This is a genomic window from Psychrobacter sp. JCM 18900, from assembly GCF_904846625.1.
Classification (GTDB): Bacteria; Pseudomonadota; Gammaproteobacteria; order Pseudomonadales; family Moraxellaceae; genus Psychrobacter.
The window spans coordinates 480,356-505,044 of the sequence record NZ_CAJHBL010000002.1; the positions used below are offsets into that span (position 1 = coordinate 480,356).

20 protein-coding genes are annotated in these 24,689 nt (G+C 42.6%); 9 read left to right on the top strand and 11 right to left on the bottom strand.

The annotated features are described in order from the left end of the window. Positions 1-217: 217 nt before the first annotated feature. The 3 genes from guaB (at position 218) to pdxH (ending at position 4,038) form a co-directional block, all read left to right on the top strand. Positions 218-1,690, top strand: a complete 1,473-nt coding sequence (guaB, locus tag JMX96_RS04925) for an IMP dehydrogenase (protein WP_057760534.1) — start codon at positions 218-220, stop codon at positions 1,688-1,690. Positions 1,691-1,902: 212 nt separating this feature from the next. Then, a complete protein-coding gene (glmM, locus tag JMX96_RS04930; RefSeq protein WP_201567709.1) occupies positions 1,903-3,270 on the top strand; it encodes a phosphoglucosamine mutase in 1,368 nt (455 codons plus the stop codon). A 105-nt stretch (positions 3,271-3,375) separates the two neighbouring features. Beyond that, positions 3,376-4,038, top strand: coding sequence for a pyridoxamine 5'-phosphate oxidase (gene pdxH / locus JMX96_RS04935; protein WP_201568043.1), 663 nt, complete (start codon positions 3,376-3,378; stop codon positions 4,036-4,038). A 145-nt stretch (positions 4,039-4,183) separates the two neighbouring features. On the opposite strand, the gene JMX96_RS04940 is transcribed toward pdxH, so the two are convergent. The 7 genes from JMX96_RS04940 to JMX96_RS04970 form a co-directional block, all read right to left on the bottom strand. Continuing rightward, entirely contained in the window at positions 4,184-5,446 is a 1,263-nt protein-coding gene (locus JMX96_RS04940) for an HlyD family secretion protein (RefSeq protein WP_201567710.1), read from the bottom strand. An 85-nt stretch (positions 5,447-5,531) separates the two neighbouring features. Continuing rightward, positions 5,532-7,220, bottom strand: a complete 1,689-nt coding sequence (locus JMX96_RS04945) for an MFS transporter (RefSeq protein ID WP_201567711.1) — start codon at positions 7,218-7,220, stop codon at positions 5,532-5,534. 384 nt (positions 7,221-7,604) lie between these two features. Then, complete coding sequence (locus JMX96_RS04950; RefSeq protein ID WP_201567713.1) at positions 7,605-8,234, bottom strand: glutathione S-transferase family protein; 630 nt, start codon at positions 8,232-8,234, stop codon at positions 7,605-7,607. Positions 8,235-8,264: 30 nt separating this feature from the next. Continuing rightward, positions 8,265-8,942 carry a type 1 glutamine amidotransferase domain-containing protein gene (locus JMX96_RS04955; RefSeq protein ID WP_057760524.1) on the bottom strand — a complete coding sequence of 226 codons (678 nt, stop codon included), beginning with the start codon at positions 8,940-8,942 and terminating at the stop codon, positions 8,265-8,267. Positions 8,943-9,181: 239 nt separating this feature from the next. After that, positions 9,182-10,231 (bottom strand): NADP-dependent oxidoreductase, encoded by a 1,050-nt coding sequence (locus JMX96_RS04960; protein WP_201567715.1) that lies wholly within the window; start codon positions 10,229-10,231, stop codon positions 9,182-9,184. 166 nt (positions 10,232-10,397) lie between these two features. Next, positions 10,398-11,609 carry an iron-containing alcohol dehydrogenase gene (locus JMX96_RS04965; RefSeq protein ID WP_101205076.1) on the bottom strand — a complete coding sequence of 404 codons (1,212 nt, stop codon included), beginning with the start codon at positions 11,607-11,609 and terminating at the stop codon, positions 10,398-10,400. 369 nt (positions 11,610-11,978) lie between these two features. Then, positions 11,979-12,578: a TetR/AcrR family transcriptional regulator gene (locus tag JMX96_RS04970; protein ID WP_057760518.1), complete on the bottom strand. Its 600-nt coding sequence runs from the start codon at positions 12,576-12,578 to the stop codon at positions 11,979-11,981. 428 nt (positions 12,579-13,006) lie between these two features. Here JMX96_RS04970 and JMX96_RS04975 point away from each other — a divergent pair, with 428 nt between their 5' ends. Beyond that, entirely contained in the window at positions 13,007-14,485 is a 1,479-nt protein-coding gene (locus tag JMX96_RS04975) for an aldehyde dehydrogenase family protein (protein WP_201567716.1), read from the top strand. A gap of 110 nt (positions 14,486-14,595) precedes the next feature. On the opposite strand, the gene JMX96_RS04980 is transcribed toward JMX96_RS04975, so the two are convergent. Continuing rightward, the gene (locus JMX96_RS04980; protein ID WP_057760515.1) at positions 14,596-14,844 is read right to left on the bottom strand and encodes a hypothetical protein; all 249 of its coding nucleotides are present in this window, start codon (positions 14,842-14,844) and stop codon (positions 14,596-14,598) included. Positions 14,845-15,057: 213 nt separating this feature from the next. Here JMX96_RS04980 and JMX96_RS04985 point away from each other — a divergent pair, with 213 nt between their 5' ends. From JMX96_RS04985 to JMX96_RS04995, 3 genes are all read left to right on the top strand, one after another. Then, on the top strand, positions 15,058-16,452 hold the full coding sequence (locus JMX96_RS04985) for a DASH family cryptochrome (protein WP_201567723.1): 1,395 nt from the start codon (positions 15,058-15,060) through the stop codon (positions 16,450-16,452). A gap of 69 nt (positions 16,453-16,521) precedes the next feature. After that, on the top strand, positions 16,522-16,959 hold the full coding sequence (locus tag JMX96_RS04990; protein WP_201567725.1) for a DUF3429 domain-containing protein: 438 nt from the start codon (positions 16,522-16,524) through the stop codon (positions 16,957-16,959). Positions 16,960-17,134: 175 nt separating this feature from the next. Beyond that, complete coding sequence (locus tag JMX96_RS04995; protein WP_201567727.1) at positions 17,135-17,650, top strand: Rrf2 family transcriptional regulator; 516 nt, start codon at positions 17,135-17,137, stop codon at positions 17,648-17,650. 125 nt (positions 17,651-17,775) lie between these two features. Here JMX96_RS04995 and JMX96_RS05000 read toward each other — a convergent pair whose 3' ends face one another. From JMX96_RS05000 to JMX96_RS05010, 3 genes are all read right to left on the bottom strand, one after another. Further along, complete coding sequence (locus JMX96_RS05000) at positions 17,776-18,522, bottom strand: hypothetical protein (protein WP_201567729.1); 747 nt, start codon at positions 18,520-18,522, stop codon at positions 17,776-17,778. Positions 18,523-18,642: 120 nt separating this feature from the next. Beyond that, positions 18,643-19,389: a hypothetical protein gene (locus JMX96_RS05005; protein ID WP_201567731.1), complete on the bottom strand. Its 747-nt coding sequence runs from the start codon at positions 19,387-19,389 to the stop codon at positions 18,643-18,645. A 309-nt stretch (positions 19,390-19,698) separates the two neighbouring features. Further along, positions 19,699-20,631, bottom strand: a complete 933-nt coding sequence (locus JMX96_RS05010; RefSeq protein ID WP_201567733.1) for a dienelactone hydrolase family protein — start codon at positions 20,629-20,631, stop codon at positions 19,699-19,701. Positions 20,632-21,167: 536 nt separating this feature from the next. On the opposite strand from JMX96_RS05010, the gene JMX96_RS05015 reads away from it, so the two are divergent. Together JMX96_RS05015 and JMX96_RS05020 are read left to right on the top strand one after the other, a co-directional pair. After that, positions 21,168-22,358 (top strand): MFS transporter, encoded by a 1,191-nt coding sequence (locus JMX96_RS05015; RefSeq protein WP_201568044.1) that lies wholly within the window; start codon positions 21,168-21,170, stop codon positions 22,356-22,358. Positions 22,359-22,843: 485 nt separating this feature from the next. Continuing rightward, on the top strand, positions 22,844-24,514 hold the full coding sequence (locus tag JMX96_RS05020; protein WP_201567735.1) for a fatty acid--CoA ligase: 1,671 nt from the start codon (positions 22,844-22,846) through the stop codon (positions 24,512-24,514). The last annotated feature ends 175 nt before the right edge of the window (positions 24,515-24,689 follow it).

Below are 24,689 nucleotides of genomic sequence, written 5' to 3' on the forward strand. Positions count from 1 at the left end.
GTTTGAGATATGACTGACATCGATAAAGACGCACTTGTGTAAAATAATCTGACAAATATAGTGTGTCAGCGAGGCGCTTATTTGTTATAATGTGGCGTTATTTTTATAGGATAACTGAGTGGTTGGCGATGAGTCGGCACTGTGCTTGCAGCTGCAATGATTGATACGCTTAACCCTGAGCTCCTACCCATCAAAATAACCACCACTAGGGGTCTGTATGTTGCGAATTGTCGATGAAGCCTTAACCTTTGATGACGTTTTATTATTACCAGCCTATTCTGAAGTTCTGCCAAAAACTGCTGATCTGTCTACTCGTTTGACCAAAAACATCACACTTAATCTTCCGCTAATCTCTGCGGCGATGGATACTGTGACTGAGTCTGAAATGGCTATCACTATGGCACAGCTTGGTGGCATGGGTATTTTGCATAAGAGCATGGACATCGAAAAGCAGGCCACCCAAGTACGCCGTGTCAAAAAATTTGAAGCGGGTACCGTTGTTGATCCTATCACTGTACATCCAGAGATGACGATTGGTGAATTGCTGCGTTTGACGCAAGATAACAATATCTCAGGTGTGCCTGTGGTCGAAAAAGGCACAGATAACGTTGTGGGTATTGTTACTCATAGAGATTGGCGTTTTGAGACCAATTTATCGTTGCCAGTTAGTCAGATTATGACACCTAAAGAGCAGCTAGTAACTGTACATGAAGGTGAAAGCAACGAGAATATCAAAAGACTATTGCATGAGCACCGCATCGAAAAAGTCATCGTTATTGACGATAACTTCCGTCTACGTGGTTTGATTACTGTTAATGACTTTGCCAAAGCTGAAAACAATCCAAACGCGTGTAAAGACGAGCAAGGTCGCTTACGTGTTGGCGCAGCTGTTGGTACAGGTGCAGACACGCAAGCACGCGTTGAAGCATTAATCGCCGCTGATGTCGACGTTATCGTCGTTGATACTGCGCACGGTCACTCAAAAGGCGTGATCGATAAAGTATCTTGGATCAAGAAAAACTATCCGCATGTACAAGTAATCGGTGGCAACATCGCAACAGGTGAAGCTGCAATTGCTTTACGTGACGCAGGTGCTGATGCAGTAAAAGTAGGTATCGGCCCTGGTTCTATCTGTACCACGCGTATTATTGCAGGTATCGGTGTACCACAAATCTCAGCCATTGATAATGTTGCTAGTGCTTTAAAAGACAGCATTCCATTGATTGCTGACGGTGGTATTCGTTATTCAGGTGACATGGCAAAAGCAATCGCTGCTGGTGCATCGTGCATCATGGTTGGTTCACTCATGGCTGGTACTGAAGAAGCACCAGGTGAAGTTGAGCTGTTCCAAGGTCGCTACTATAAAGCTTATCGCGGTATGGGTAGTTTGGGTGCGATGTCAGGATCAAACGGTTCTTCAGACCGCTACTTCCAAGATGCAAAAGACGGCGTAGAGAAGCTAGTACCAGAAGGTATCGAAGGCCGTGTTCCTTATAAAGGACCAGTTGCGGGTATCGTTAATCAGTTGGTTGGTGGCTTACGTTCATCAATGGGTTATACTGGTTCTGCCACGATTGAAGATATGCGTACCAATCCGCAGTTTATCAAAGTAACCTCAGCGGGTATGAAAGAGTCACATGTGCATGATGTGCAAATCACTAAAGAAGCACCGAACTATCGAGTAAACTAGATCGTTCCGTAAGACGCTTCACTTTTGTAGATTTACATCGTATTAGTGTTAGCTGAGACGTAAGGCTGCAGCGAGCTTAAGATACAAACAGCCAACAATGCTATGTTATTGTTGGCTGTTTTTTTTGTAAAATACAGAAACAGATTATTACAACAATAGTATTGCCTGCGTATACGCTTGGCCTTTTATTTTTTTGACTTGAGGAACACATAATGAGCTATTTTGGCACTGATGGAATTCGCGGAAAATTTGGTGAATTGCCAATTACACCGGACTTTATCTTAAAACTAGGCTATGTCACTGGGCTTGTTCTCATAGAAAAAAATGAAAATCCTACGCGTAAGCCAAGTGTGGTGATTGGTAAAGATACGCGTCTGTCAGGCTATGTGATAGAGGGAGCATTACAAGCAGGTTTTAATGCAGCAGGTGTTGATGTGTATATGCTTGGTCCATTGCCAACCCCAGCGATTGCGCATTTAACCCGTAGCTTTAATGCAGATGCTGGCGTGGTTATCTCAGCCTCGCACAATCCTTATTATGATAATGGCATCAAGTTTTTCTCAGGCGACGGCAAAAAGATAAGTGATGAGATGCAAACTGCAATCAATGATAAATTGACGGCAATTATGAACGACGTTGGTAGTGATGTTGCCATAATGCCTATTCTTGATCCTGCACATCTGGGCAAAAACAACCGTATTGATGATGCGAAAGGTCGCTATATTGAATTTTGCAAAGGTAGCTTCCCTTATCAATACGACCTCAGTCATCTGACGGTAGTAGTGGATTGTGCCAATGGCGCGGGCTATAGCGTAGCACCTAGAGTGATGCGCGAGTTAGGAGCAAACGTGATTGCCATCAATAATACGCCAGACGGTATCAATATCAATGCTGAATGTGGTTCTACCCATCCTGAAAGCTTACAAAAGGCCGTGCTTGAGCATGAAGCAGATGTCGGTATTGCACTAGATGGTGATGGCGATCGTATCGTAATGGTTGATGAGACGGGTAAGCTAGTCGATGGAGACGGTATTTTATATGTGCTTGCTACCCAAGGTAAAACCAAAGCTGAAGGTGTTGTCGGCACGCTCATGAGTAACATGGGGTTAGAGTTGGCACTGAAAGATGCAAATATCCAGTTTACCCGTGCAAAAGTGGGTGATCGCTATGTGATGCAGAATTTAGAAGCTAATGGCTGGATATTGGGCGGTGAGCCATCTGGTCATATTTTATGCTTAGACAAAAGTCGTACAGGGGATGCTATCATTGCTGGTTTGCAAGTACTAGCAGTGATGCAAGCTAGAGAGCGTGCGTTGAGTGAGCTTGTTGAAGGTTTTGAAGTGTTACCGCAAAAACTAGTCAATGTACGCTTATCTCAAATGCAAGATCCATTCAAACATGAGGAGTTGGTTGCTGCTTTTGACAAAGCACAGGCAACGCTAGAGGGTCGTGGGCGTCTGTTGATACGTCAGTCGGGCACAGAGCCTATGATTCGTGTGATGGTAGAGTCAGATGATGAAATAGAATGCGATGTAATGGCTAATGACTTAGCTGATCTTATAAAATCAGTACTAGGCTAATAGTATTTGAAGCAATAACTGGTGTTAAAGATAATGACTGTTATCTAAATGACCGGTATTTAAGACAACAACATTATAGTTTTCAAATAAGGAACTGCTATGAGCATGGACTTTACCGACCAACGCCTCTCATACGAGAAAGGCGAGCTTGACCAACAGTCAGTACCAACGTCACCATTCGAGCTTTTTAAAGCTTGGATGAGTGAAGCGTTAGCGCAACAGGTGCAAGAGCCTTATGCAATGAGTTTGGCAACATGTGGCGCAGACAATAAGCCTAGCGTCCGTATTGTGTTATTACGCGAAATTACTGAGACAGGTATTGTTTTTTATACCAATTATGAAAGCGCAAAAGGGCAGGATATTGCAGAGAACCCTAACGCTGAAGCGTTATTCTTCTGGCATGAACTCGAGCGACAAGTCCGTATCAGCGGTAGTATCGCTAAAATTGCTGCTGATAAATCGGCTGCTTACTTTCAAAAGCGTCCCCATGATAGTCAAGTAGGCGCTTGGGTCAGTCAACCGCAAAGTGGTGAAGTGGCCAATCGTGAAGTCATGGAGCAAACGTTTGAACAGCTTCAAGCAGAGCACCCTGACAATACCACTGTACCAACGCCAGAGTTTTGGGGTGGGTATGAGATTACGATTGAAAGTATTGAGTTTTGGCAAGGTCGCGCCAATCGAATGCATGACCGAATTGTGTATATGCAGAGTGGCGGCGACGACAGTGAAGGCAGTACAGGCTGGACAACCAAACGCTTATTACCATAGTTGTTATAGTTTGAAGCTATAGATTATAGAAAAATAAAAAAGCCACTCTAAATCCAATTTCTTTGGTGTCTAAAGTGGCTTTTTTACGTTAAATACTATTTACCTTGTTTGGCATTATTCTCTATTTATTTTTTTATTCAACCTCTCATTTAATATCGGTATCGACATCCACTGAGACTGACATACCAGGGCGTAAGCGTGCAAGTTCAGGCTGGTTTTGGTCTAAGTCAATGCGTACAGGAATACGTTGAGCGATTTTTATGTAGTTACCTGTCGCAGGGTTGGCAGCAGCAGCACTAAACTCGCTACCAGTTGCTGGCGAGATATTACTCACGTGCCCCGTAAATTTGGCACCGCCAAGCGCATCGACATGAATGGTCGCAGGCTCGCCGATTGCCATATTGGCTATTTGAGTTTCCTTAAAGTTTGCAATGATCCAAATGCCTTTTGGCACGATATACATAAGCTGCGTACCAGCGCTGACGTATTGACCTTCTTTGACACTGACTTGGCTTAGCTGGCCAGATTCAGGCGCAGTGATGATAGTATTGTCTAGATTGATTTGCGCTTGCTTGACGCCTGCTTCAGCATTTTTGATATTTGCGTCCAGCGATGAGCGACTGCCGCTAGTCTTTTCACGGTTTTCTTGAGCGGCTTGTAAATTGGCTTCTGCTTGCTGTACGCCTGCTTGTGCTTGAGCCAATTGCGCCTTGATGTGAGCAACTTCTGCTTTTGATACCGCACCAATAGCATCCAAACCTTGGTAGCGGTTTACATCTTCACGAGCGCTCTGTACGTTGATTTTGGCACTATATAAGTCAGCTTTGCGTGCTTCGATTTGTGCTTGGCTGGTTTGTGTGTCTTGATCGTTGGTAGAGCGGTTGGTGACCGCCACCTCAGTATTCGCTTGCGCTTGTTCGAGCTGCTGCTGAAACGTTCGATCGTCTATCTTTATGAGTAAGTCACCCGCTTTTACATTGGCGAAGTCTTGCACTGCTACTTTGGTGACATAACCAGAAACCTGCGGGCTAATAATAGTCGTCTGACCTTTGACAAAAGCATTATTGGTTTGCTGTACCGTTGGGGTAAATGGTGGGAGCTTCCATGCATACAAAATCAATGCCACGCCAATGACAATCAATAAAATTAATAAGCCTAAGTTTAGATAGGATTTTTTCTTGGGCGACCAACCAGTAGTATCGGGGATTGGCTCTTTTGGCGGCATTGGTGTTTCATTGCTGTCTGAACTGTTTTCTACATCACCTTCTACTGTCTTAGTTACTGATGGCGAAGAAGTTGTAGCAGACTCTTCTTTACCTATGTTGGACGTTATAGGTGTGTCTGTTGTTGGAGCGCCAGTGGACGTCTGAGGTGTTTGATTAAGCTCATTTGGTTTTTCTTGGCTCATGACGTGCTCCTAAACTTTTAATAAATATTAAAATAGACTGGCTATAAACGAACAGGGTGAAACATTATTAATAGAATAAACTGAGTTATTTTGACTCACGCATTTTTGCAATAACGGCAAGCTCTTTAGCAAGTGGATTGCGCTTGTGGTAACGGTTATAAAAATAGTTGATTAATAAAATGGCTGTAACGAAAGTAGCAAAACTGGCCATCAAAAAGAACAGGTCGCTATAAGCGGAGACAGTTGCTTGGCGTTGAATCCCTTGCAAAACTTGGCTCATCGCGGCCACATTCGCTTGCGCTGCGTCCGTCGTTTGGTTTGACAATACACTACGAGTACCAGCAATTTGAGCGCTGAACGTAGGATCACCCAAATTCAGTGAGCTGACCATATCTGCATAATGCATTTGTGTACGAATGGTCGTAAATGCCTGAATAGCCGCTGCACCTGCCAATCCACCAACCGTTTGGGAAATACCAAAGATAACCGAAAAACTAATGATATAAGCAGGGCCACTAGCAATAGCCCGCAAAAACCCTTCAAAAACCAAAGGGCCCATGAAGTATACTGCGGCAAATGCAATCAAAAACTGGCTAATATAAAACATATAGGGAGCGGAGTTGATAGAGACCCCAACGTCCATCCAAGAACCTAAGGCAATCAATGCCACTGCAAAAATAACGGGACGGCGCAAGTCCATCGGATTGGTACTAAAAATACTAATCACCAAAGCCAGCACACTGGCAGCCATTATGACAGCATAAAAAGTAACCAGCTGATCGTTACCATAACCCAAATTGGCAAGTAGGCCTGCAGCACCGACATTTTGCTCAGATAGCAAAATTCGCATGACTGCGCCGGTAATCATAAAGGCAATAATATTGCGACTACGCATCCAGCGAACTTGTAGCATCGGGTTTTTGCGATGCGTTTCAATCCATAAAGCGACGCCAATTCCAACAATGGCAATCATTAGGGGATAGACGAGCCAAGGCGTCGTCCACCATAAAATCCTACCTTGCACCAAAATTACAGCCAGTGCCGCCAAACCGCTCGCAAAAAAAGCAAAGCTTAAAAAGTCGAGTTTTTCAAATACTTTTTCGGTATTGCCTGGTGGTAGTTCCAATATATTAATCAGTCCAAAACAAATCAGTGCCAAACCAAATTGAAATAGAAATAAGTTTTCAAGCTGACCGTCGATGGCGAGATAGGGCGAGATGATTCGTGATAATGGAATACCAAACTGCACCAAGCCAAAACCCAATATTAAGCCACTAGTACGCTTGACGGTTGGCATACCTTGCAAACAATAGAATAACCCTAAGATGGTCATGCCACTTGCGACCATACCGCTAAGTCCCCTGGCGACAATTTCTAGGTAATAAGGCTCAATTCCTATATTAGGTGTATCTAATAAATGACTACTGATCAGCCACTGTAAACTCGTGGCGGCTAATAAAAAGAACAGAGTGATTTTACTAAAAAGTGACATACCAAACTGCTGGCGAATTTTGTATAGCAGAACGGTGATACAGGCATTGGTCATATTGTAGCTGACAGATATCCAACCACCTTCGGCTGGTGTTAAGCCCAGTTGACCTTGAATTTGAGTAAGATTTGCGACAAGCAGACCGTTTTGGAAACTGGCTGTGAGACCAACGAAAATTCCGATCAGTAAGTAAAATAATTTGCGGCGTGCAGGATGATCAGGATTGGCAGGAGAGCCCACCATTATCGGTTGTTCGTGGGGCTTAAATTGATATTCGTTACTCATGGACGTACCATAATCTGTATAAGGAAATAGAATGGCATAGAACAGATTCCAGACGCAAAATCAGGTCAGTACGATGAATGTTCATAGCTTAAAAACAGCGGAGTTACTGATATAAATGCTGGTCAAACTGGAAAGATAACCCAAGAAATGTAGGGAGTATTTTATCATAATCTTTATAACGCTTTTGTCATTAGCGCGTAACTCATTGGCGCTGCTGAATAAAGATATAGCAGTGTCTCATGCAATTTAACGAACCGTAAAACGGGTAAAAAATGCTATACGCATAAAAAACAGCTCTATACAGAGCTGTCTTTATGTAACGAAAAATTGGTCAGTCAGTATATAACATGTCAGTTAATAGATAATATCAATTAATACCAAATACTAAATTGATTCATCATATTTTGCTTCTAGCTGCATCGCACGCTGATAGCTATCAAGACCAGCCAGTTTTTCAGCATACTGTTTGATATGCGGATAGGCGTCAAGTTTCTGACGCTTAGCAAGAATAATCAAATCGAATGATAGCATAAAGTCAGCACCGCTCAACTTATCACCCACAATAAACGACTTACCTTCAACTGAGGTATCCAGATACTTAAACAGTCTGGTTTTTTCTGTCTCAATATAGCCGTTTAAAAACTCATTGTCATTGATGCCTGCTTTGTTAGTAAATAACTCAAGCATTAATGGCAACATGAGTGAGCTTTCTGCGAAATCAATCCACTGTAGATAGTAACCATAGTCTGAGCTTCCTGTAGCAGGGCGCAGACGCTCTGGCGCAAACCGTTCAATCAACAGCTCAGTGATAGCACCTGACTCAGCATAAATTTGTCCATCCATTTCGATAACCGGAGACTTACCGAGTGGATGTACAGCTTTTAGAGAATCTGGTGCTAAATGAGTCTTGGCATCGCGCTGATGACCAACGACTTCATAAGGAACGCCTAGCTCTTCCAAGAGCCATAGCGTACGTAATGAGCGTGATTGATTGAGATGATGTAAGCGAATCATAGTATCGACCTTATTGCGTAGTGAGTTTGACTAACCTTTCAGCTTCGCCATTAGACGCTTAGCAGCTTCTTCTGATGATGCAGGGTTTTGACCTGTGATTAGTAAACCATCTTCAACGACAAACGATTCCCAATCAGCCGCTTTTTCGTAGTTACCGCCATTGGCTTTCAATGCGTCTTCTACTAGGAACGGTACTACGTCTGTTAGGCCAACTGCGTCTTCTTCAGAGTTCGTGAAACCAGTCACTGTTTTGCCTTTTACTAAGTACTCACCATCGACTTTAACGTTTTTAAGCGCTGCAGGAGAATGACAAACAAAAGCAACAGGCTTGTCTTGCTTAACAAAAGTCTCGATCAGATTGATAGAGTTTTTATCTACTGCCAAATCCCACAATGGGCCATGGCCACCTGGGTAGAATACTGAATCGAAATCTTCAGCGTTCATATCAGCAAGTTTTTTGGTATTAGCCAAATGCTCTTGCGCGTCTTTATCGTCTTTAAAACGAGTGGTATCTTTGGTTTGCGTGTCTTCTGTGTCACTACTAGGATCTAGTGGTGGTTGACCGCCAGCTGGAGAAGCTAGAGTTACATTTACGCCAGCGTCAAGAAATGCGTAGTAAGGAGCAGCAAATTCTTCTAGCCAAAAGCCAGTTTTCTTACCAGTATCGCCTAAACGGTCATGAGAAGTTAGTACCATTAAAATGTTCATAATTATCCTTGTTTATTATTTATGTGTTAGTAACTATATAGCCAACAGTCATAAGTTTTACGTTACATCATTAGCCGTTTTTACTTAATTAGCCTAAATGCAAATAATGACTGTTAGCATTATTCCTGCTTTGTAAGCAACTTTCAGTAGTGATATTAGCAATTTATGTTGTTAAGTAGTTATTCACAACGATTGCTAACTGTCAGTAGCTACTTAAATAGTCAATGTTTAACCAGTAACTATTTAACGTCAGATACTTTGATTACAGTCTTACCAAAGTTATCACCGTTTAACATACTGACAAATGCATCTGGGGCATTATCTAGACCGTCAGTAATATGCTCTTTGGTTTTCACTTCGCCTGACTCTACCCATTTGCTCATGGTTTCCAAGAACTCGGGGAAGTGGTCGCCGTACTCTTCAAAGATAATGAAACCTCTGACAGTTAAGCGTTGGCTTAAGATAAGACCCATCAACATACCTAGGCGATCTTTGCCATCCGGTAAATCAGTTGCGTTGTACTGCGATACCAGACCACATACTGGAATACGTGCGTGGTCGTTAAGTAATGGCATTACCGCATCAAATACTTTACCGCCAACGTTTTCATAGTAGATGTCGATACCATCTGGACACGCTGCTTTTAATTGCTCAGCGAAGTCGTCAGCTTTGTGATCGATACAGATATCGAAGCCAAGCTCATTGACCGCAAAGTCACATTTCTCTTTACCACCTGCCACACCGACAGTGCGCAGACCATATTGATTGCCCACTTGGCCGACAGTGGCACCGACCGGTCCAGTTGCTGCTGCCACAACTAAAGTCTCGCCTTTCTGCGGTTTACCGATATCAGTCAGCCCCATGTAACCAGTGAAACCTGGCATACCTAACACGCCTAAACCATAAGAAGGGTTTGACATGTTTTTGTCCAGTTTGAGGACGCCTTCGCCATCACTGACACTGTAGTCCTGCCAGCCTGAGTTTGATACGACTAAGTCGCCTACCGCGAAGCTATCGATATTTGACTTGACCACTTGAGCAACGGTACCACCCATGATGACGTCACCGACTTCTAATGGGTCTGCATAGCTTTTTGCATCGCTCATACGCCCACGCATATATGGATCTAGTGATAGATATACAGTGCGTAGTAGCATCTCGTTATCTTTTGGCGTAGGAATGTCGCTAGTCGCCATGTCAAAGTTGTCAGCAGTTGGCTCGCCATTAGGACGGCTCGCTAATTTGATTTGACGGTTTGTTTGTTGATTCTGTTGTTTGTCGAAGCTCATTGTAAGACTCCTTTATATTTATTAATTGTCATTATTATAGTGGTGGTAAATGTAGTAGCTACTCAGCATGGAATAGCTACTCTATAAATAGCATAACGATATGTACTTATTGTTACTGTCGCGATTTTTCTTATAATTCTTTAAACAGTTCTTGCTAAAGCGCTTATTAAGACGCTTTGCTAGTTACAGCGCGCTGCAAGATACGACGTGATACTTCTAAGTCGTTGGTACCATGTTCACCAAGCTTAACCATGTTATGCACTTCAAGTTGCTTGATAATTGGATCAATCGCTGATTCCGTCAAGTCAACGTCTTCTAGGCTAACTGGCAAGCCAAGCTCGCGGAAGAAGTTTTCAGTGTAAACAATAGCAGTTTCGATGATAGCATCGTCGTCTAGGTCAGTATCGGTAATGTTCCATACGTTACGCGCATACTGAAGCAGTTTTTCTTTTTTGCTTTCTTTTAGCTCACGCATCACTGATGGCAATACGATGGTTAGCGTACGTGCATGATCGATAGCGTGTAGTGATGTTAGCTCATGACCAACCATGTGAGTTGTCCAGTCTTGTGGTACACCAGTACCGATCAGACCGTTCAATGCCATGGTCGCTGTCCACATAATGTTCTTACGTGTTTCTAGGTTTTCTGGATCTTGCTTAACAACTAGACCTTCATCGATAAGAATTTTAAGCAAGCTTTCAGCAAATGCATCTTGTACTTTCGCATTTACTGGGTAAGTCAGATACTGTTCCATTACATGAACAAATGCATCAGCAACACCATTCATAACCTGACGCTCAGGCAAGGTAAGTGTTTTGATTGGATCTAGAATTGAGAATTTAGGGAAGGCAAGTGGGTTACCAAACGGTAGTTTTGCTTGGCGTTCACTATAGTTGATCACGCCGCCTGAGTTCATCTCAGAACCTGTTGCTGGGATAGTCAATACTGCGCCCAAGTCGACAGCAGAATCGATGTTTTTGCAATAACCAGTTAAGGCATCCCAAGCTTGGTCGCGTGAGACAGTGCCGTCTTCTTCAGTCAATGAAGAAACGAGTGCGACAAATTTACTACCGTCAATCACAGAACCACCGCCAACTGCTAATAAGAAGTCGATGTTGTGCTCATTAACCATATCAGCGGCTTTAAGTAGTGTGGTGAACTCTGGGTTAGCTTCGATGCCACCAAACTCAAATACAGTACGGTTACCGCTTGCCGCTAATGCTGTTTTTACTTCATCTAATGTACCAGTACGCTGTGCTGAACCACCACCATAAGTAATAAGTACACGCGCATCAGTAGGGACTAGATCTGATAATTGTTCGATTTGACCTTCACCAAAAACGATACGGACTGGGTTGTAGTATTGGAAGTTATTCATAAGATTCCTAATTAGTAATAAAAAGTTTTTAATAAAAACGGTTCAATTAAATTGTTTTGACATGAGATATTGTCTGATATCAATCAATGAATGATAAGCAACGCTCGTATAGACATTCATTCTTAATATTTGTGCGCATTGTACACCAATTAGACCAGTCGTCTAGTGATATTTACAAAACTCTTGTATAACTGTCTAAGCCGTCTGCAAATGTCTTTAAGAAATTCGTTCAGAAAATAGAAGGCAATGAAGCACACTGAATACTCAAGCATAGTACTGACAGCTACTATCTATGAGCGTTATAAATATTCAATGTGCCTTAATGGTTACGTTAGAGGTGCAGTCGCTAGAAATCCGAACAGTTAACGATTAGCGTCCCATTTGGGTCGTTGTCATTTGCCAAATTTCTGCTAAAGGCGTATTGGTTTGGCTAATCTTTGCAATCAAGCTTGCGCCAAGCCATGCAAAATACCAACGCTTGGCCATACTCTCAGCCGAGATGTTATCGTGACGAGGGACAGACTCATCGAGCCAGCCAGCTTTGATCTGCTTGGCGAGCCACATGGTCGTCTGCTGATAGCCAGTATCGAGTGCCTTACGCATGGTTTCTGACATATCAGCTACCTCTGCGCTGAGCTTAACCACCAAGCACTTCTCATGGTCACAGCCGTTCTGCTGCGTGTCATACCAGTTTTGAAAATAATCATATAGCTTTTGCTGCGCACTGACATCTTGTGCATCGATGACATCTAACCGAGTCTTATATAAACTAAAATAATGATTGATAATGGCTTCACCAAAGGCTTCTTTAGAAGCAAAGTAGTGGTAGAAGGAGCCCTTTGGCACACCTGCTGTATCTAAAATTTGCTTTAGACCAACAGCGGTAAAACCTTTTTTAGCAATTAATTGGTAGCCAGTAGCAAGTAAATGAGCTTTGGTATCTGGGGTAGTTGCGTCTGTATTAGACATAAACAGGATTGTCTCCCTTAGTAGTCGCTTGTATTAGCATATGTATTAAACAGTCAGTTAAAACAGCTAGCGTTCATTTGAACGTCACGTTGATGGCGTATTGTAATAGGATATAGTTATATATGTTACGTTTTATCAACAATATTCACTGACAAAGTAGTCTTGTTTTATTAGTAGCTATGGTAGCATTAGACCAGTCGTCTAGCAAGGTAGGTTTTGTTGTTATCCGTTACCGTTAGTATTTATTGCTAAAGATCATTTTTCATTAGAGCTCTTTTTAATTGATAACTATTGATTGATCGCTCGGTAACGATTTTAGACTTACTACTTGCCAGATATTTTCTCATTAAGATATCGCCGACTTCATAGTTTTATTTTAATAATTGAAAACCAATACTTAACATAACAAATTAAAAATAAGGATGATTATGCCAACCAATACTACGAGTGCATACAGTGACTTCCATTTGCAGTTCATCGCTGGTGAATGGCAAACCGGTAAAGACGATAGCACCAACACCAATACCAACCCATATAACGGTGATACGCTGGTAGAGATCCAGCAAGCGACCAAGGATCAGTTGAACGAAGCCTATGATGCTGCGACCCAAGCTCAAGAAGCGTGGGCCAAGCAGACGCCAGCAGAGCGTTCTGCAGTGTTGTATAAAGTCGTAAACATACTTGATCAGCGCCAAGAAGAAATCGTCGATTGGCTAATCAAAGAGTCGGGCAGTACCCGTATCAAAGCCATGGTCGAGTTCGGTGCGACGCGCGCGATTACCCTTGAAGCAGCGACATTCCCTAATCGTGTACATGGTGAGATTCGTCCATCGAATACCCCTGGTAAAGAAAACTTCATTTATCGCGAGCCAATCGGCGTTGTCGCTGTCATTAGCCCATGGAACTTCCCACTACATTTAACTCAGCGCTCTATCGCGCCTGCCTTAGCACTTGGTAACGCGGTGGTACTCAAGCCTGCTAGTGATACGCCAGTGACAGGTGGTCTGTTACTTGCAAAAGTGTTTGAAGAAGCGGGTCTGCCAAAAGGTCTATTAAACGTCGTGGTCGGTTCAGGTAGTGAGATAGGTGATGCAATCGTTGAACACAAAGCGCCAAGTTTAGTGTCGTTCACAGGTTCGACCTCAGTGGGCAAACATATCGGTGAGCTGGCCAATGGTGGCGAATACATCAAACAAGTGGCGCTTGAGCTAGGTGGTAACAGTCCATTTGTGGTACTAAAAGATGCTGATATCGAGCAAGCGGTAAAAGCAGCTGCCTTTGGTAAATTCTTACATCAAGGTCAAATCTGTATCGCGATTAACAGAGTCATCGTAGAAGACGAGATATATGATGATTTCGTAGAGCGTTTCTTAGCACACGTTAAAACATTGAACGTCGGTGATCCTAATAAGCAAGATACCGCTGTTGGTCCAATCATCAACGAAAAACAAGTTAAATCGCTCAAAGAAAAAATCGCTAAAGCGCAGGAAGAAGGCGCAAAAATGATACTCAGTGGCGAGATTGAAGGTCAAGTCGTGCCACCGCACATCTTTACAGAAGTCACTCGCGAAATGGACCTATCACGTAATGAAGTGTTTGGACCACTGGTCGGTATCATCCGTGCTAAAGATGAAGACGATGCACTATCGATCGCCAATGATTCTATGTATGGTCTGTCTAGTGCCGTGTTCACTGCTGATATGCAAAAAGGTCTGCGCTTCGCTCGCGGTATCAGAGCTGGCATGACCCATATCAATGACATCTCGGTCAATGATGAAAGCAATACGCCATTCGGTGGTGAGAAAAACTCAGGTATCGGCCGCTTTAACGGTGAGTGGGTACTAGAAGAGTTTACTAGAACACATTGGATCTCAATGCAAAATGAGCCACGTGAATATCCATTCTAATTGTCCTAAATTAAAATCTAGCTAAAAAAAAGACCGCTTTGATAGCGGTCTTTTTTTGTATGTCATTTGGCAATTTACTAATAATGACGTATTTGAAGCTGGTCAATCTCTTATCTGGCATGAAAACCAAGTAACCCTTCAATCTCTTCCATCGTCATTCGTCTTACCAGTGCTTGTTCTTCTACCGACAGGCGATTGGTGTGTTCTTTTATCATTGTATGAATACTTCGCGATATCTCAGAGGTGGTCGCGTAATACATTTGAGGCTGTTCCTTTGTCAACCTCATCAGAAATCGATTGATAAGTTTACGCTTTTCATCTGATTTATTTTCTTCAGTCGTAGTATTATTTTGAGTCATGGTGTTCTCCTAGAGGTAAGCCATTTAAGCAGTCAGACACATGAGAGTCAATGCTTATAAGTGGTTTCTGGGGCTGAGCGCATTGCCTTACAAGTGTTAGGCTCGCATCATAGTTGAATGCTAAGTATGTTTTACATCGTATATGATATTTCAAGATTAAAGACTAAATATTAAAAATAATAGATAAGCTCTAAACAGCCAGAAGGATAGGGTATGCTAAATCAAGCAGCGAACAACTCAGAGAATAACTCAGCGAACAGAAATGTCACATTGGTGCTATTTCATAATGACTTAAGAGTGGCGGACAATGCCACTTTATTGAAAGCATCTGAAATTTCCACTGATGGAAGGCTGCTATTTGTTTATGCTTCATCTTTGACAGATATATTAGACGATAAAGACTATTACGATGCTTATTATTACGACAGTATGGGGCAAGCTCGTCAGCAGTTTTTGCATGAGAGCCTAGCTGATTTAAATGCGTCATTGATGCAGCGGGGTAATAGATTGCTGTATTTACAGAAAGACGAAGAAGTATTGGACGTCTTTACTCAGTTGAGTGATCTAATAGCGCAGCAACAAGTAACAGATATCTGCGTCAGCCAGACGGCAGATTATAATCAAAACAAAGTATATGACCTTCTACAGGCGAAATATCCAGAGATACAGTGGCATATACATACAACAGCGACTTTGTTTGACGAGTTACCGCTAGAGAGATTACCCAAAAGTTTTACACAATTTCGTAAACAAATCGAAACCGATTATGATTTGCTGCATGCAGAAAAAGATATTGTCATTTATCCAATGCCAGAAACACTTGCTCCATTGCCTGACAATATGCAGAGTAGGGACGAGTACTTTTTTGAATCGCAGTTGTCTAATCAGGCAGAGCTTGATAAGCCATCGCAGCCGTCATCCAGTTTTAGAGGTGGAGAGTCAAATGGTGTCAAGCATTTAGATGCTTATTTTGATTCCGATGCGCCGAGCACTTATAAAACAACCCGAAATGCACTAGATGAGTGGGCGCATTCCACAAAGTTCTCCGCTTGGCTTGCAAACGGCTCACTGTCTGTAAACACAGTATTAAATCGTCTGCGTCGCTATGAGCGCGATATTATCGCAAATGACTCTACCTACTGGATATGGTTTGAACTGCTGTGGCGTGAGTATTTCTACTGGTATGCTGTGACCCACCAGCAAAAGTTATTTTGGTTTAAGGGCATCGCTCAGCACGCGCCTTCAACTCAATTGATTGAGAGTCTGTTAGCACAATGGAAAAATGGTACAACACCATATCCTATCGTCAACGCATGCATGAACCAACTGAACGCGACAGGTTATATGTCGAATCGCGGACGACAACTGGTTGCCAGTTGCTTTATCCATGAGCTAGGCCTTGATTGGCGTTACGGGGCAGCTTACTTTGAGCAACATCTTGTTGATTATGATGTCGGCAGTAATTGGGGCAATTGGCAATATCTGGCAGGCGTAGGCGCTGACCCAAGAGGATGCAGGCAGTTTAATCTCGACAAGCAAACCCAGCAATACGATCCAAACGGTGAGTTTATTCGTCAGTGGCAAGGCAACACTCAAAAGAGCGATTAATGTATGTTGCAAACGCCCACTCGACAGGTGATAACTATTATTAGAGTAATCATAAGATAGGTTTAAACGATGAAAAAGCCCAGTCCTTATTTAACTTTTGCAGGTGCTATTCCGTTTGTCGCCTGTGCATTTTTGCTGATGATAGACATTGTTACCGTGCCTATGCTTGGTTCAGTACTCGATGTATTGAGTGCTTATGGACTAGTGATTGGCTCATTTATGGCAGGTGCGCATTGGGGTAATCATTTAGATTTAGCTGAAGACAATAAGTGGGCAGTTAGGCTTCCATTATATAGCAATGTCATTGCGCTTGGCCTTTGGCTTGGGTTTTTAATCTTATCAGCCAGCAGTTTTATTTGGCTATTAGTGATTGGGTTTATAAGTCTGTTGGTTATTGATTATAGCCTTCATCAAGCGCAGATTATCAGTCACACATATTTTAAAGTTAGGCAGTATGTCACGGCGATAGTGGTCATATCGTTAGTCATCGCGGCATTACAGTTGTAAGTGAAATTAACTAAATAATGGCTAAAGAACAGCCAGCCTGATTTCTCTATTTTTATACTTGGGACGCTGATTTTAGAGATTTCCGTAAATGCTATCTCTAAATGTTATTACCAAAAATGCGACTTACTTTGTCGAGCTTAATATATAAAATTTATAAAAATAGGAGCGCAAGTACATGCGACTGACCAATTATAGTGACTACGCGCTACGTTCGTTAATTTACTTAGCTGTGAGACCAGATCCGTCGCTACTAGCTAATATTAGTGATATCGCTGACAGCTATGGTATTTCTAAAAGTCATTTGACCAAAATTATTCATCAGCTGGGTCAGCTTGGTTATATAGAAAGTGTGCGTGGCAAAAACGGTGGCATACGCTTGGCACGTGCGCCTAAGGATATCAACTTGGGCGTATTGATCAAACAGATAGAGCCTGATTTTAATCTGGTAGAGTGCTTTGCCGTACCAGTGTCTCATAATGATAGTGAGCAGTGCGCTCATCAGACGGATTTGCCAGTGATATTCATTGAGGAAAAAAAGAATAAATCACTAGGCTGCGTGATTAGTCCAGCCTGTCAGCTTAAAAGCGTGTTTTTTGAAGCACTCACCGCATTTTTCAATGTGCTTGAGCGTTATACGTTGGCAGATATTCTGAACAATGAAGATGAGTTAGCGACATTGCTGTTTCGGTAACAGCTTCGATAATAGTTTCGATATGATTATAACCAGCTCACAAAAATGGGTCACTACACTAGTAAATACAGTAATAGCGACCCATTTTTATGTTTATTAAGAATATATGTCTAAAGTGTGAGAAATTAGGCGTTTTCTAGTTTTGGACGTGCTTTCTTAACGGCTTTCACCAGTGCTTTCTCAAACCCGCCTTCTTTGAACTGAACAAGATAAGAATGTGCAGCGCAGAAGTTGCGAACGTCACGCCATTCATGAGCCAAATTGGTCGCCCAGTCGCAGTATTGCGCGCCAGCGTTGGGCTCGTTTTTCAGAGCTTTTTTGGTCGTAGGATGCAGTATTAGCTCAGGCAATACAGCTTCTAATAGCTTCGTTGGTGGACTCATAAAAGTATCATCTACGTGCAAGCTTTGGCTGGCAGGATGATAAGCCAATAAAGAACCTGCATGAATCATCTCATTGGGTGATATATAGTAAATGCCCTCTGATATTGAAAACTTAAGTTCAGGATAGCGTGCAGCGACTACGTCACTTTCTACCAAATCATCTGCCCAGTTGATTTCTGGTACTTTTTTATGATGACGGCTACTGCCATAAAATGTCGCTTGCGGAAAGTCTTTGGCCATTTGAGCACAGCTGACTGTATGAAACGGATGTACGTTCAGCACCGCTTCGACATCTTGACCATTATTGGTCAATGCCATAACCTCATCTCGAACATCACCCGTTAGGGCGTAACTGTCCAAAAAGATAAATTTTCCTGATGGTAGCTTGACCAGCGAGCATTGAGTGCCGATATTTAACACGCCACCGAGACGGAATGTTCCGCGTATGTTCCAAAATCCTGCACCTAAATCATGAATGTGATCAGTCATTTATAATTTTCCTCATCTAGTAAATGAAATAAAATATGTAAATAAAACGAAGCTACTTTTTCACTGTAAGCTTCATCTTTCGAGTTGTTTTAGTAGTATGTTTTCTAAAGGTTCACGCTTTTATGCTTTTTCAAGCTCAGGGCGAGCCAGATCAATCGCCGATATAAGTGCTGATTCAAATTGACCTTCTTCAAATACCACCAATCCCGAATGCGCACCGCAAAAATGACGACCATCACGCCACTCGTGTGCCAGCTCTACTGCCCAATCACAATAGTGCTTAGCTGCATTTGGCTCATCTGTGAGCGCTTTTTTGGTAGTAGGGTGTAAACCTAGGTTAGGCTGCACGGCGTTCAATAACTTGGAAGGGGGTATCTCAAAGGTATCATCGACATAAATGCTCTGGCTAGCAGGATGATAGACCAATAAGGAGCTGGCATGAACCGTTTCATCCGGTGAGATGTAATGGATGCCTTGAGGTATAGAGAATTGGAGTTCAGGGTAACGCGCAGCAACGGCATCGCTTTCGACCAAATCATTTACCCAATTGACTTCAGGTACTTGCTCTGGATGTCGGCTACTGCCATAAAACGTCGCTTGCGGAAAGTCTTCTGCCATTTGAGCACAGTGTACTGTATGAAATGGATGAATATTGAGGACGGCTTCGACATTTTGACCATCATTGGTCAATGCCATGACTTGCTGACGCACATCACCAGTTAATGTATAGCTATCTAAAAAGATAAATCGCTCTGATGATAGTCTTATGAGCGCACATTGGACACCGATATCAAGGATACCGTTTTTGATAAATGATCCTCGAATACTCCAAAATCCTGCACCTAAATCATACATTTCATCAGTCATCAACATTGCTCCTTAATCGTTCATTTATTCAATCATTTTACTTGTTTGTAGCACCCTACAATCGGTCCAATATAATTTGGATACAAGGAAAGCGAGTGAAAGTACTACAAGTTGTAGACTAAGCAGGCCTGACACCGTATCCAATTTATAGAGGATTGACTATATGATTATTAATTTTTATGACAGTAATGTCTGTAAGAAAAAAGATAGAAGCAATGTAAATGTGTAAAAATAAAAAAGTGTTGTTATTCAAATGTCATCATCAGCAGTGAAAGCTGTTCTTCCTTTCGTAACTAGGTTAAAAATAGCTTATAAACAGTCTTCGTAATCATAGGCAGATATACGAGGATTATCCTTGTAGCTTTCATTGCCACATAAGAATTTATCGAAACGTGTGTCACCGTTAATATAACGCTGCATCCATGCAATAGCAGGCTTACTTAATAGTTTCTCGTTAAAACGATGGCTGGCACAGAAATGACTGCCGTTGTTAATCTCGACCTTCATTTTTGGACCGTCAGCTTTTTGATAGAAAGTATTGGTATATTTTTTATTCGGGGCGATACGGTCATTTTCACAAGCGATGAATAGAGCAGGCGTATCCATCGCGCCATAGCTCGTATCGTGATAGGGCGTTTGTGCAATGATGGCTTGCACCGTACTGCGCTCAGTTGCCAGTCGTAGCGCACCGCCGCCGCCCATTGACCAGCCAATAGCGCCCAAACGATTTTGATCTATCATATGACCCACTGTTTCATCAGCGAGGAGATGATCGAGAGCTGCGCTCAATTGCTCAGCACGGCTATCTGGGTGATCGTAAATGGAGCTAGTATTAATAGTAATAACGACAAATCCCCAAGAGGCCAAACGCGGTCCCCACCATTTGATAGAAGACTCATAAGACACGTAACCTGGTACCACCGCGATGCCACCTAGCAGACCACAGCTAGCAGCATCTGTTGGATAATGTATGGTACCGCCAGCGAAGCCATTGGCTGATTGGCGACTCACGTGCTTGGTACTGATAGAAAACGGACCGTTATCGCGTGTTTTAGTGAGCTCAGTAGCAGTGATAGTATCATCCTTTATACAGTCTACTGCCGCTAGTGAGTTTGTAGCGTCGAGTGTTGATCCAACTGGACTGAGACTTTTAACGCTAGTTTCGGATACAGTTATTTCTGCTACAGCCATTGTAGAGAAAACCAATGTACTCATTGCGATCATAAGTTTTGGAAGCATCATATTTTTTGTCATAGTAAATTGTATTTTAAAAGGTTGTGTGGTCGTGCACGTCTCCAGATTAGAAAAGATAGACGTAGGTAGTGATTGTTAACTGTCATTGTTATCAATCGTTAAAGCAGTTAAATGCGTAGCAAATGCGTCAATAGCATCTAACCATACTATCCTGTATATGCGATAAACGTAACGTTGATCTTGACCTTGCGAGTCGAAAACTGTCTTCACCGTCTCAAGTCGAAATGTGATTCCTAGCCAAGTTTTTCTACGATAATCTTGAACCCGAATAAAGAATCTATCAAGCGTTAATAACACTTTTAAACCTGAGTATATTGATGAATGTGCTACCATAATTTGCTTGTCATTATGATGAGCATTTATCGTTTAATAACGGTGCTTTTGCTCATACATTTAGCATAAATCACCGTTATTTATCTCTATCATCCACGCCAGTGACGGTTATTATTTGCAGTCATGGTATAACCAATATAGTCAGATCCCCTGTGAATAATTCTAAAGATCAGATTCAAGATATAACAGCTGTGCCACCAGTCACATCCAATCATTCAACGTCGTGGATATTGAAGCTCACAATTGGTTTGATAGGTATGTTTGCTTTTTTGCAAGTGTATTCTATTCAGGCAGTACTACCGGTCATGATGGTGGACTTTGCTGCGACCGAAGTACAGGCTGGCATGATCGTTGGTGCCACTGTGTTAGCCATTGCGATTATGTCACCATTTCTAGGCATGCTCTCAGATGCGGTCGGGCGCAAGTCTTTTATCGTTGGTGCTTTATTGTTTTTAGCGATACCAACAGCGCTTATTGCCCAGAGCTCGAGCATTGAATGGGTCGGCATTTGGCGCTTCATGCAAGGATTGTCTGTACCGGGTATTACGGTGGTGACAATTGCCTATATCGGTGAGGAGTTTGAGGGACGGGCGATGACTGAGCTGATGTCCTTTTATGTGTCAGGATGCGTGCTTGGTGGCTTTATGGGTCGGTTCTTGTTGGGGCATTTGCATGAGCTGATTGGCTGGCGTCATGGCTACTATGTGATGACGGCGATGACGCTATTGGGGGCAATATGGGTTGGCAAGATGCTACCGTCGTCTCGTCATTTTGTGGCCAATCCTAATTTTCGCTCAGCGATCCAGACGCTGGGTGAGCATGTCACCAATCGCTATGTGGTAACAGCTTGTCTGCTTGGCGCTTGCGTGCTGTTCTCCCTTGTAGGCTGTTTCACTTTTATCAATTTACATTTGGCAGATAAGCCTTATGAGCTTGGTACTGGTGCGCTCGCCAATATTTTTGCGGTATATTTGCTTGGTGTTATTATCACGCCATTGTCTACGACATTGCTACGTCGGTTTGGCTCAGCGCGTACAGTACGGGTGGCTATTGTCGTATCCATGGTCGGAGTATTATTAACTTTGGTCACGCCATTATGGGGGGTGATTATAGGACTGGCTATTATGTCGTCAGGTGTATTTATTACGCAGTCAGCGACTATCAGCTATATCGCGGTCAATGTGAAAAAAGGCCGCTCATTAGCATCGGGTCTATATTATATGGGCTACTATACAGGCGGTACGCTAGGGGCATGGCTGGGTGGCATAGCTTATGCGCGAGGGCAGTGGTCTCTTACCGTATGGTTGTTATTGTTTGTGCAGGTACTGGCGTTATTAATAGCCAGTTTTGGGATGATTAAAACCACAGTACGGGCAAAGTGATTGGCTGTCTGATGTAGCATATGTTTAGTTAGCTATCTTATGATACTTAATGTAAGACCACTTTACACAGCGTCACTTTTTTCTTACTATCAATAACGATGCTAGGGTCTGTTGAACATTAAAATATTAGGGCTGCTGATTGCTAAAGGTGCACCAAACGAGGCGCAAGCCGACGATAATGTCGAGACCTTAGCTAGGCTTGCAACAACGTTTGGGGTGATTTTAGCATCAGCCTTTCAGGGCAGTACTATTTTTTGCCAGTATATGGCGAAATTGTCTAACCTAGAATGACTAGGCGTCAAAAATTGCACTGCATATTGTCTAAAAAATAGTGACTGCCAGCACCACATTTGAATGTTCAACAGACCCTATCATTATAAAAATTAAAATGGTTAGCGCAGTAGATTTTATGCTGCTATTAACTTGATTGTTATTATTATTGTTATTTATCCCTTATCAGTACGACAAACAAGGAAGTCAGTTCTATGTCAAACATTTACCACAGTGCACCATCTGCCTACGATTATCCATTACTGGTCAAGCAATTATTAAGCCGTGCAAAAACGGTATCGCAAGATCAAGAGATTGTGTATGCGGACAAAAAGCGCCTGACTTATAAAGAGTTGTTTGAGCGTATCAATCGCTTGGCCAATGTATTGGCAGACTTAAAGCTTGATGCAGGTGATGTGGTTGCCGTAATGGATTGGGACAGTCATCGCTATCTTGAGTCTTATTTTGCCGTACCAATGTCAGAGTACGTTTTACAGACCGTCAATATCCGTCTATCGCCTGAGAAAATCCTTTATACCATCAACCATGCCAAGCCTAAAGTGCTCATGCTCAACTCTGAGTTTGCGCCATTGGTTAAAGACTATCAGTTCGAGAACTCAAGTATTGAGCATATTATCTGGCTTGATGACAATGGTGTCACTGCTGAAGGCATCTTTGGTAGCAATCAAAGCCGTGTCACAGGCGAGTATGAAGCACTATTAGAAGCTGCCAATAGCAACTTTGATTTCCCAGATTTTGATGAAAACACTATTGCGACGACCTTTTATACGTCAGGCACGACAGGTGATCCAAAAGGGGTTTTCTTTAGCCATCGTCAGTTAGTTCTACATACGTTAGCAGAAGCGGCAACCTTGGGTATGCTGCCTGATAAGCAAGGCGTAAGCTATGGTGATGTCTATATGCCGATGACGCCAATGTTCCATGTGCATGCATGGGGTTTTCCGTTTACAGCAACGATGGTCGGTCTAAAGCAAGTCTATCCAGGTCGCTATGCGCCTGATACCTTGATGGACTTAATTGTCAATGAAAAGGTCAGTATCACCCATTGTGTACCAACGATTTTGCAAATGGTACTCAAAGAAGCACAAGATCGCGACGCTAGCTTTAATGGTCTAAAAATGATTATTGGTGGTTCAAGACTGACAGAAGGTCTAGCAAAAACGGCGATGGCACAAGGCATTGAGGTCTATACAGGCTATGGTATGTCGGAGACAGCGCCGCTTATTAGTTTAACGGGATTTAGTCGCGATGAGCCTGAAATGACAGAGGAAGAAGACATTGCCCGTCGTTGTATGACAGGTAAACCAGTGCTTATGGTTGATGCTCAGGTATGGGGTGAAGGCAATAAGTCAGTAGGAACTGGACCAGACAATACAGGCGAGCTGGTATTGCGTGCACCTTGGTTGACCCAAAGTTACCTTAAAAACGACGACGCTGGCAAAGAGTTATGGGAAAATGGCTATATGCATACCCAAGATATCGCGTACATACGTCCTGATGGCTATATCAAAATCACCGATCGCTTAAAAGATGTGATCAAATCAGGTGGTGAGTGGATTTCATCACTAGAGATTGAGACGATCTTGTCATTGCATCCATCCGTAGCCGACGTATCCGTGATTGGGGTGCGTGATAAGCAATGGGGCGAGCGTCCGTTGGCGTTGGTGGTATTAAAGCCTGATGCTCAAAATACCAGTGCTGATGATATCAAAGCGATTGCAGAAAAAGCGGTAGAGCGCGGCATCATTCCTAAGTATGGTGTGCCAAGCCAGTTTAAATTCGTTGATGAGCTACCAAAAACTTCCGTTGGTAAACATGACAAAAAAGTCATGCGTGAGATGTATGCCAATCAAACTGAGATATAATTAGTATTAGTTAAATGTTCAAATATTTGTATTCGTCAAAATGTAGCGCGTATTACACGCTTAATAGTTGACCTTTCCGATAGGCTCTGCTACATTTTAAACCGATACGATATGTATCGGTTTTTTAATTCTGGCAAGGATGACCAGTATTTACTAAGACATGGTTTTTTATAGT

What these genes read in the sequence shown, in the direction of transcription:
- guaB (WP_057760534.1), top strand. Translation starts at nt 218, where the DNA reads ATGTTGCGAATTGTCGATGAAGCCTTAACCTTTGATGACGTTTTATTA.
- glmM (WP_201567709.1), top strand. Translation starts at nt 1,903, where the DNA reads ATGAGCTATTTTGGCACTGATGGAATTCGCGGAAAATTTGGTGAATTG.
- pdxH (WP_201568043.1), top strand. Translation starts at nt 3,376, where the DNA reads ATGGACTTTACCGACCAACGCCTCTCATACGAGAAAGGCGAGCTTGAC.
- JMX96_RS04940 (WP_201567710.1), bottom strand. Translation starts at nt 5,446, where the DNA reads ATGAGCCAAGAAAAACCAAATGAGCTTAATCAAACACCTCAGACGTCC.
- JMX96_RS04945 (WP_201567711.1), bottom strand. Translation starts at nt 7,220, where the DNA reads ATGAGTAACGAATATCAATTTAAGCCCCACGAACAACCGATAATGGTG.
- JMX96_RS04950 (WP_201567713.1), bottom strand. Translation starts at nt 8,234, where the DNA reads ATGATTCGCTTACATCATCTCAATCAATCACGCTCATTACGTACGCTA.
- JMX96_RS04955 (WP_057760524.1), bottom strand. Translation starts at nt 8,942, where the DNA reads ATGAACATTTTAATGGTACTAACTTCTCATGACCGTTTAGGCGATACT.
- JMX96_RS04960 (WP_201567715.1), bottom strand. Translation starts at nt 10,231, where the DNA reads ATGAGCTTCGACAAACAACAGAATCAACAAACAAACCGTCAAATCAAA.
- JMX96_RS04965 (WP_101205076.1), bottom strand. Translation starts at nt 11,609, where the DNA reads ATGAATAACTTCCAATACTACAACCCAGTCCGTATCGTTTTTGGTGAA.
- JMX96_RS04970 (WP_057760518.1), bottom strand. Translation starts at nt 12,578, where the DNA reads ATGTCTAATACAGACGCAACTACCCCAGATACCAAAGCTCATTTACTT.
- JMX96_RS04975 (WP_201567716.1), top strand. Translation starts at nt 13,007, where the DNA reads ATGCCAACCAATACTACGAGTGCATACAGTGACTTCCATTTGCAGTTC.
- JMX96_RS04980 (WP_057760515.1), bottom strand. Translation starts at nt 14,844, where the DNA reads ATGACTCAAAATAATACTACGACTGAAGAAAATAAATCAGATGAAAAG.
- JMX96_RS04985 (WP_201567723.1), top strand. Translation starts at nt 15,058, where the DNA reads ATGCTAAATCAAGCAGCGAACAACTCAGAGAATAACTCAGCGAACAGA.
- JMX96_RS04990 (WP_201567725.1), top strand. Translation starts at nt 16,522, where the DNA reads ATGAAAAAGCCCAGTCCTTATTTAACTTTTGCAGGTGCTATTCCGTTT.
- JMX96_RS04995 (WP_201567727.1), top strand. Translation starts at nt 17,135, where the DNA reads ATGCGACTGACCAATTATAGTGACTACGCGCTACGTTCGTTAATTTAC.
- JMX96_RS05000 (WP_201567729.1), bottom strand. Translation starts at nt 18,522, where the DNA reads ATGACTGATCACATTCATGATTTAGGTGCAGGATTTTGGAACATACGC.
- JMX96_RS05005 (WP_201567731.1), bottom strand. Translation starts at nt 19,389, where the DNA reads ATGACTGATGAAATGTATGATTTAGGTGCAGGATTTTGGAGTATTCGA.
- JMX96_RS05010 (WP_201567733.1), bottom strand. Translation starts at nt 20,631, where the DNA reads ATGATGCTTCCAAAACTTATGATCGCAATGAGTACATTGGTTTTCTCT.
- JMX96_RS05020 (WP_201567735.1), top strand. Translation starts at nt 22,844, where the DNA reads ATGTCAAACATTTACCACAGTGCACCATCTGCCTACGATTATCCATTA.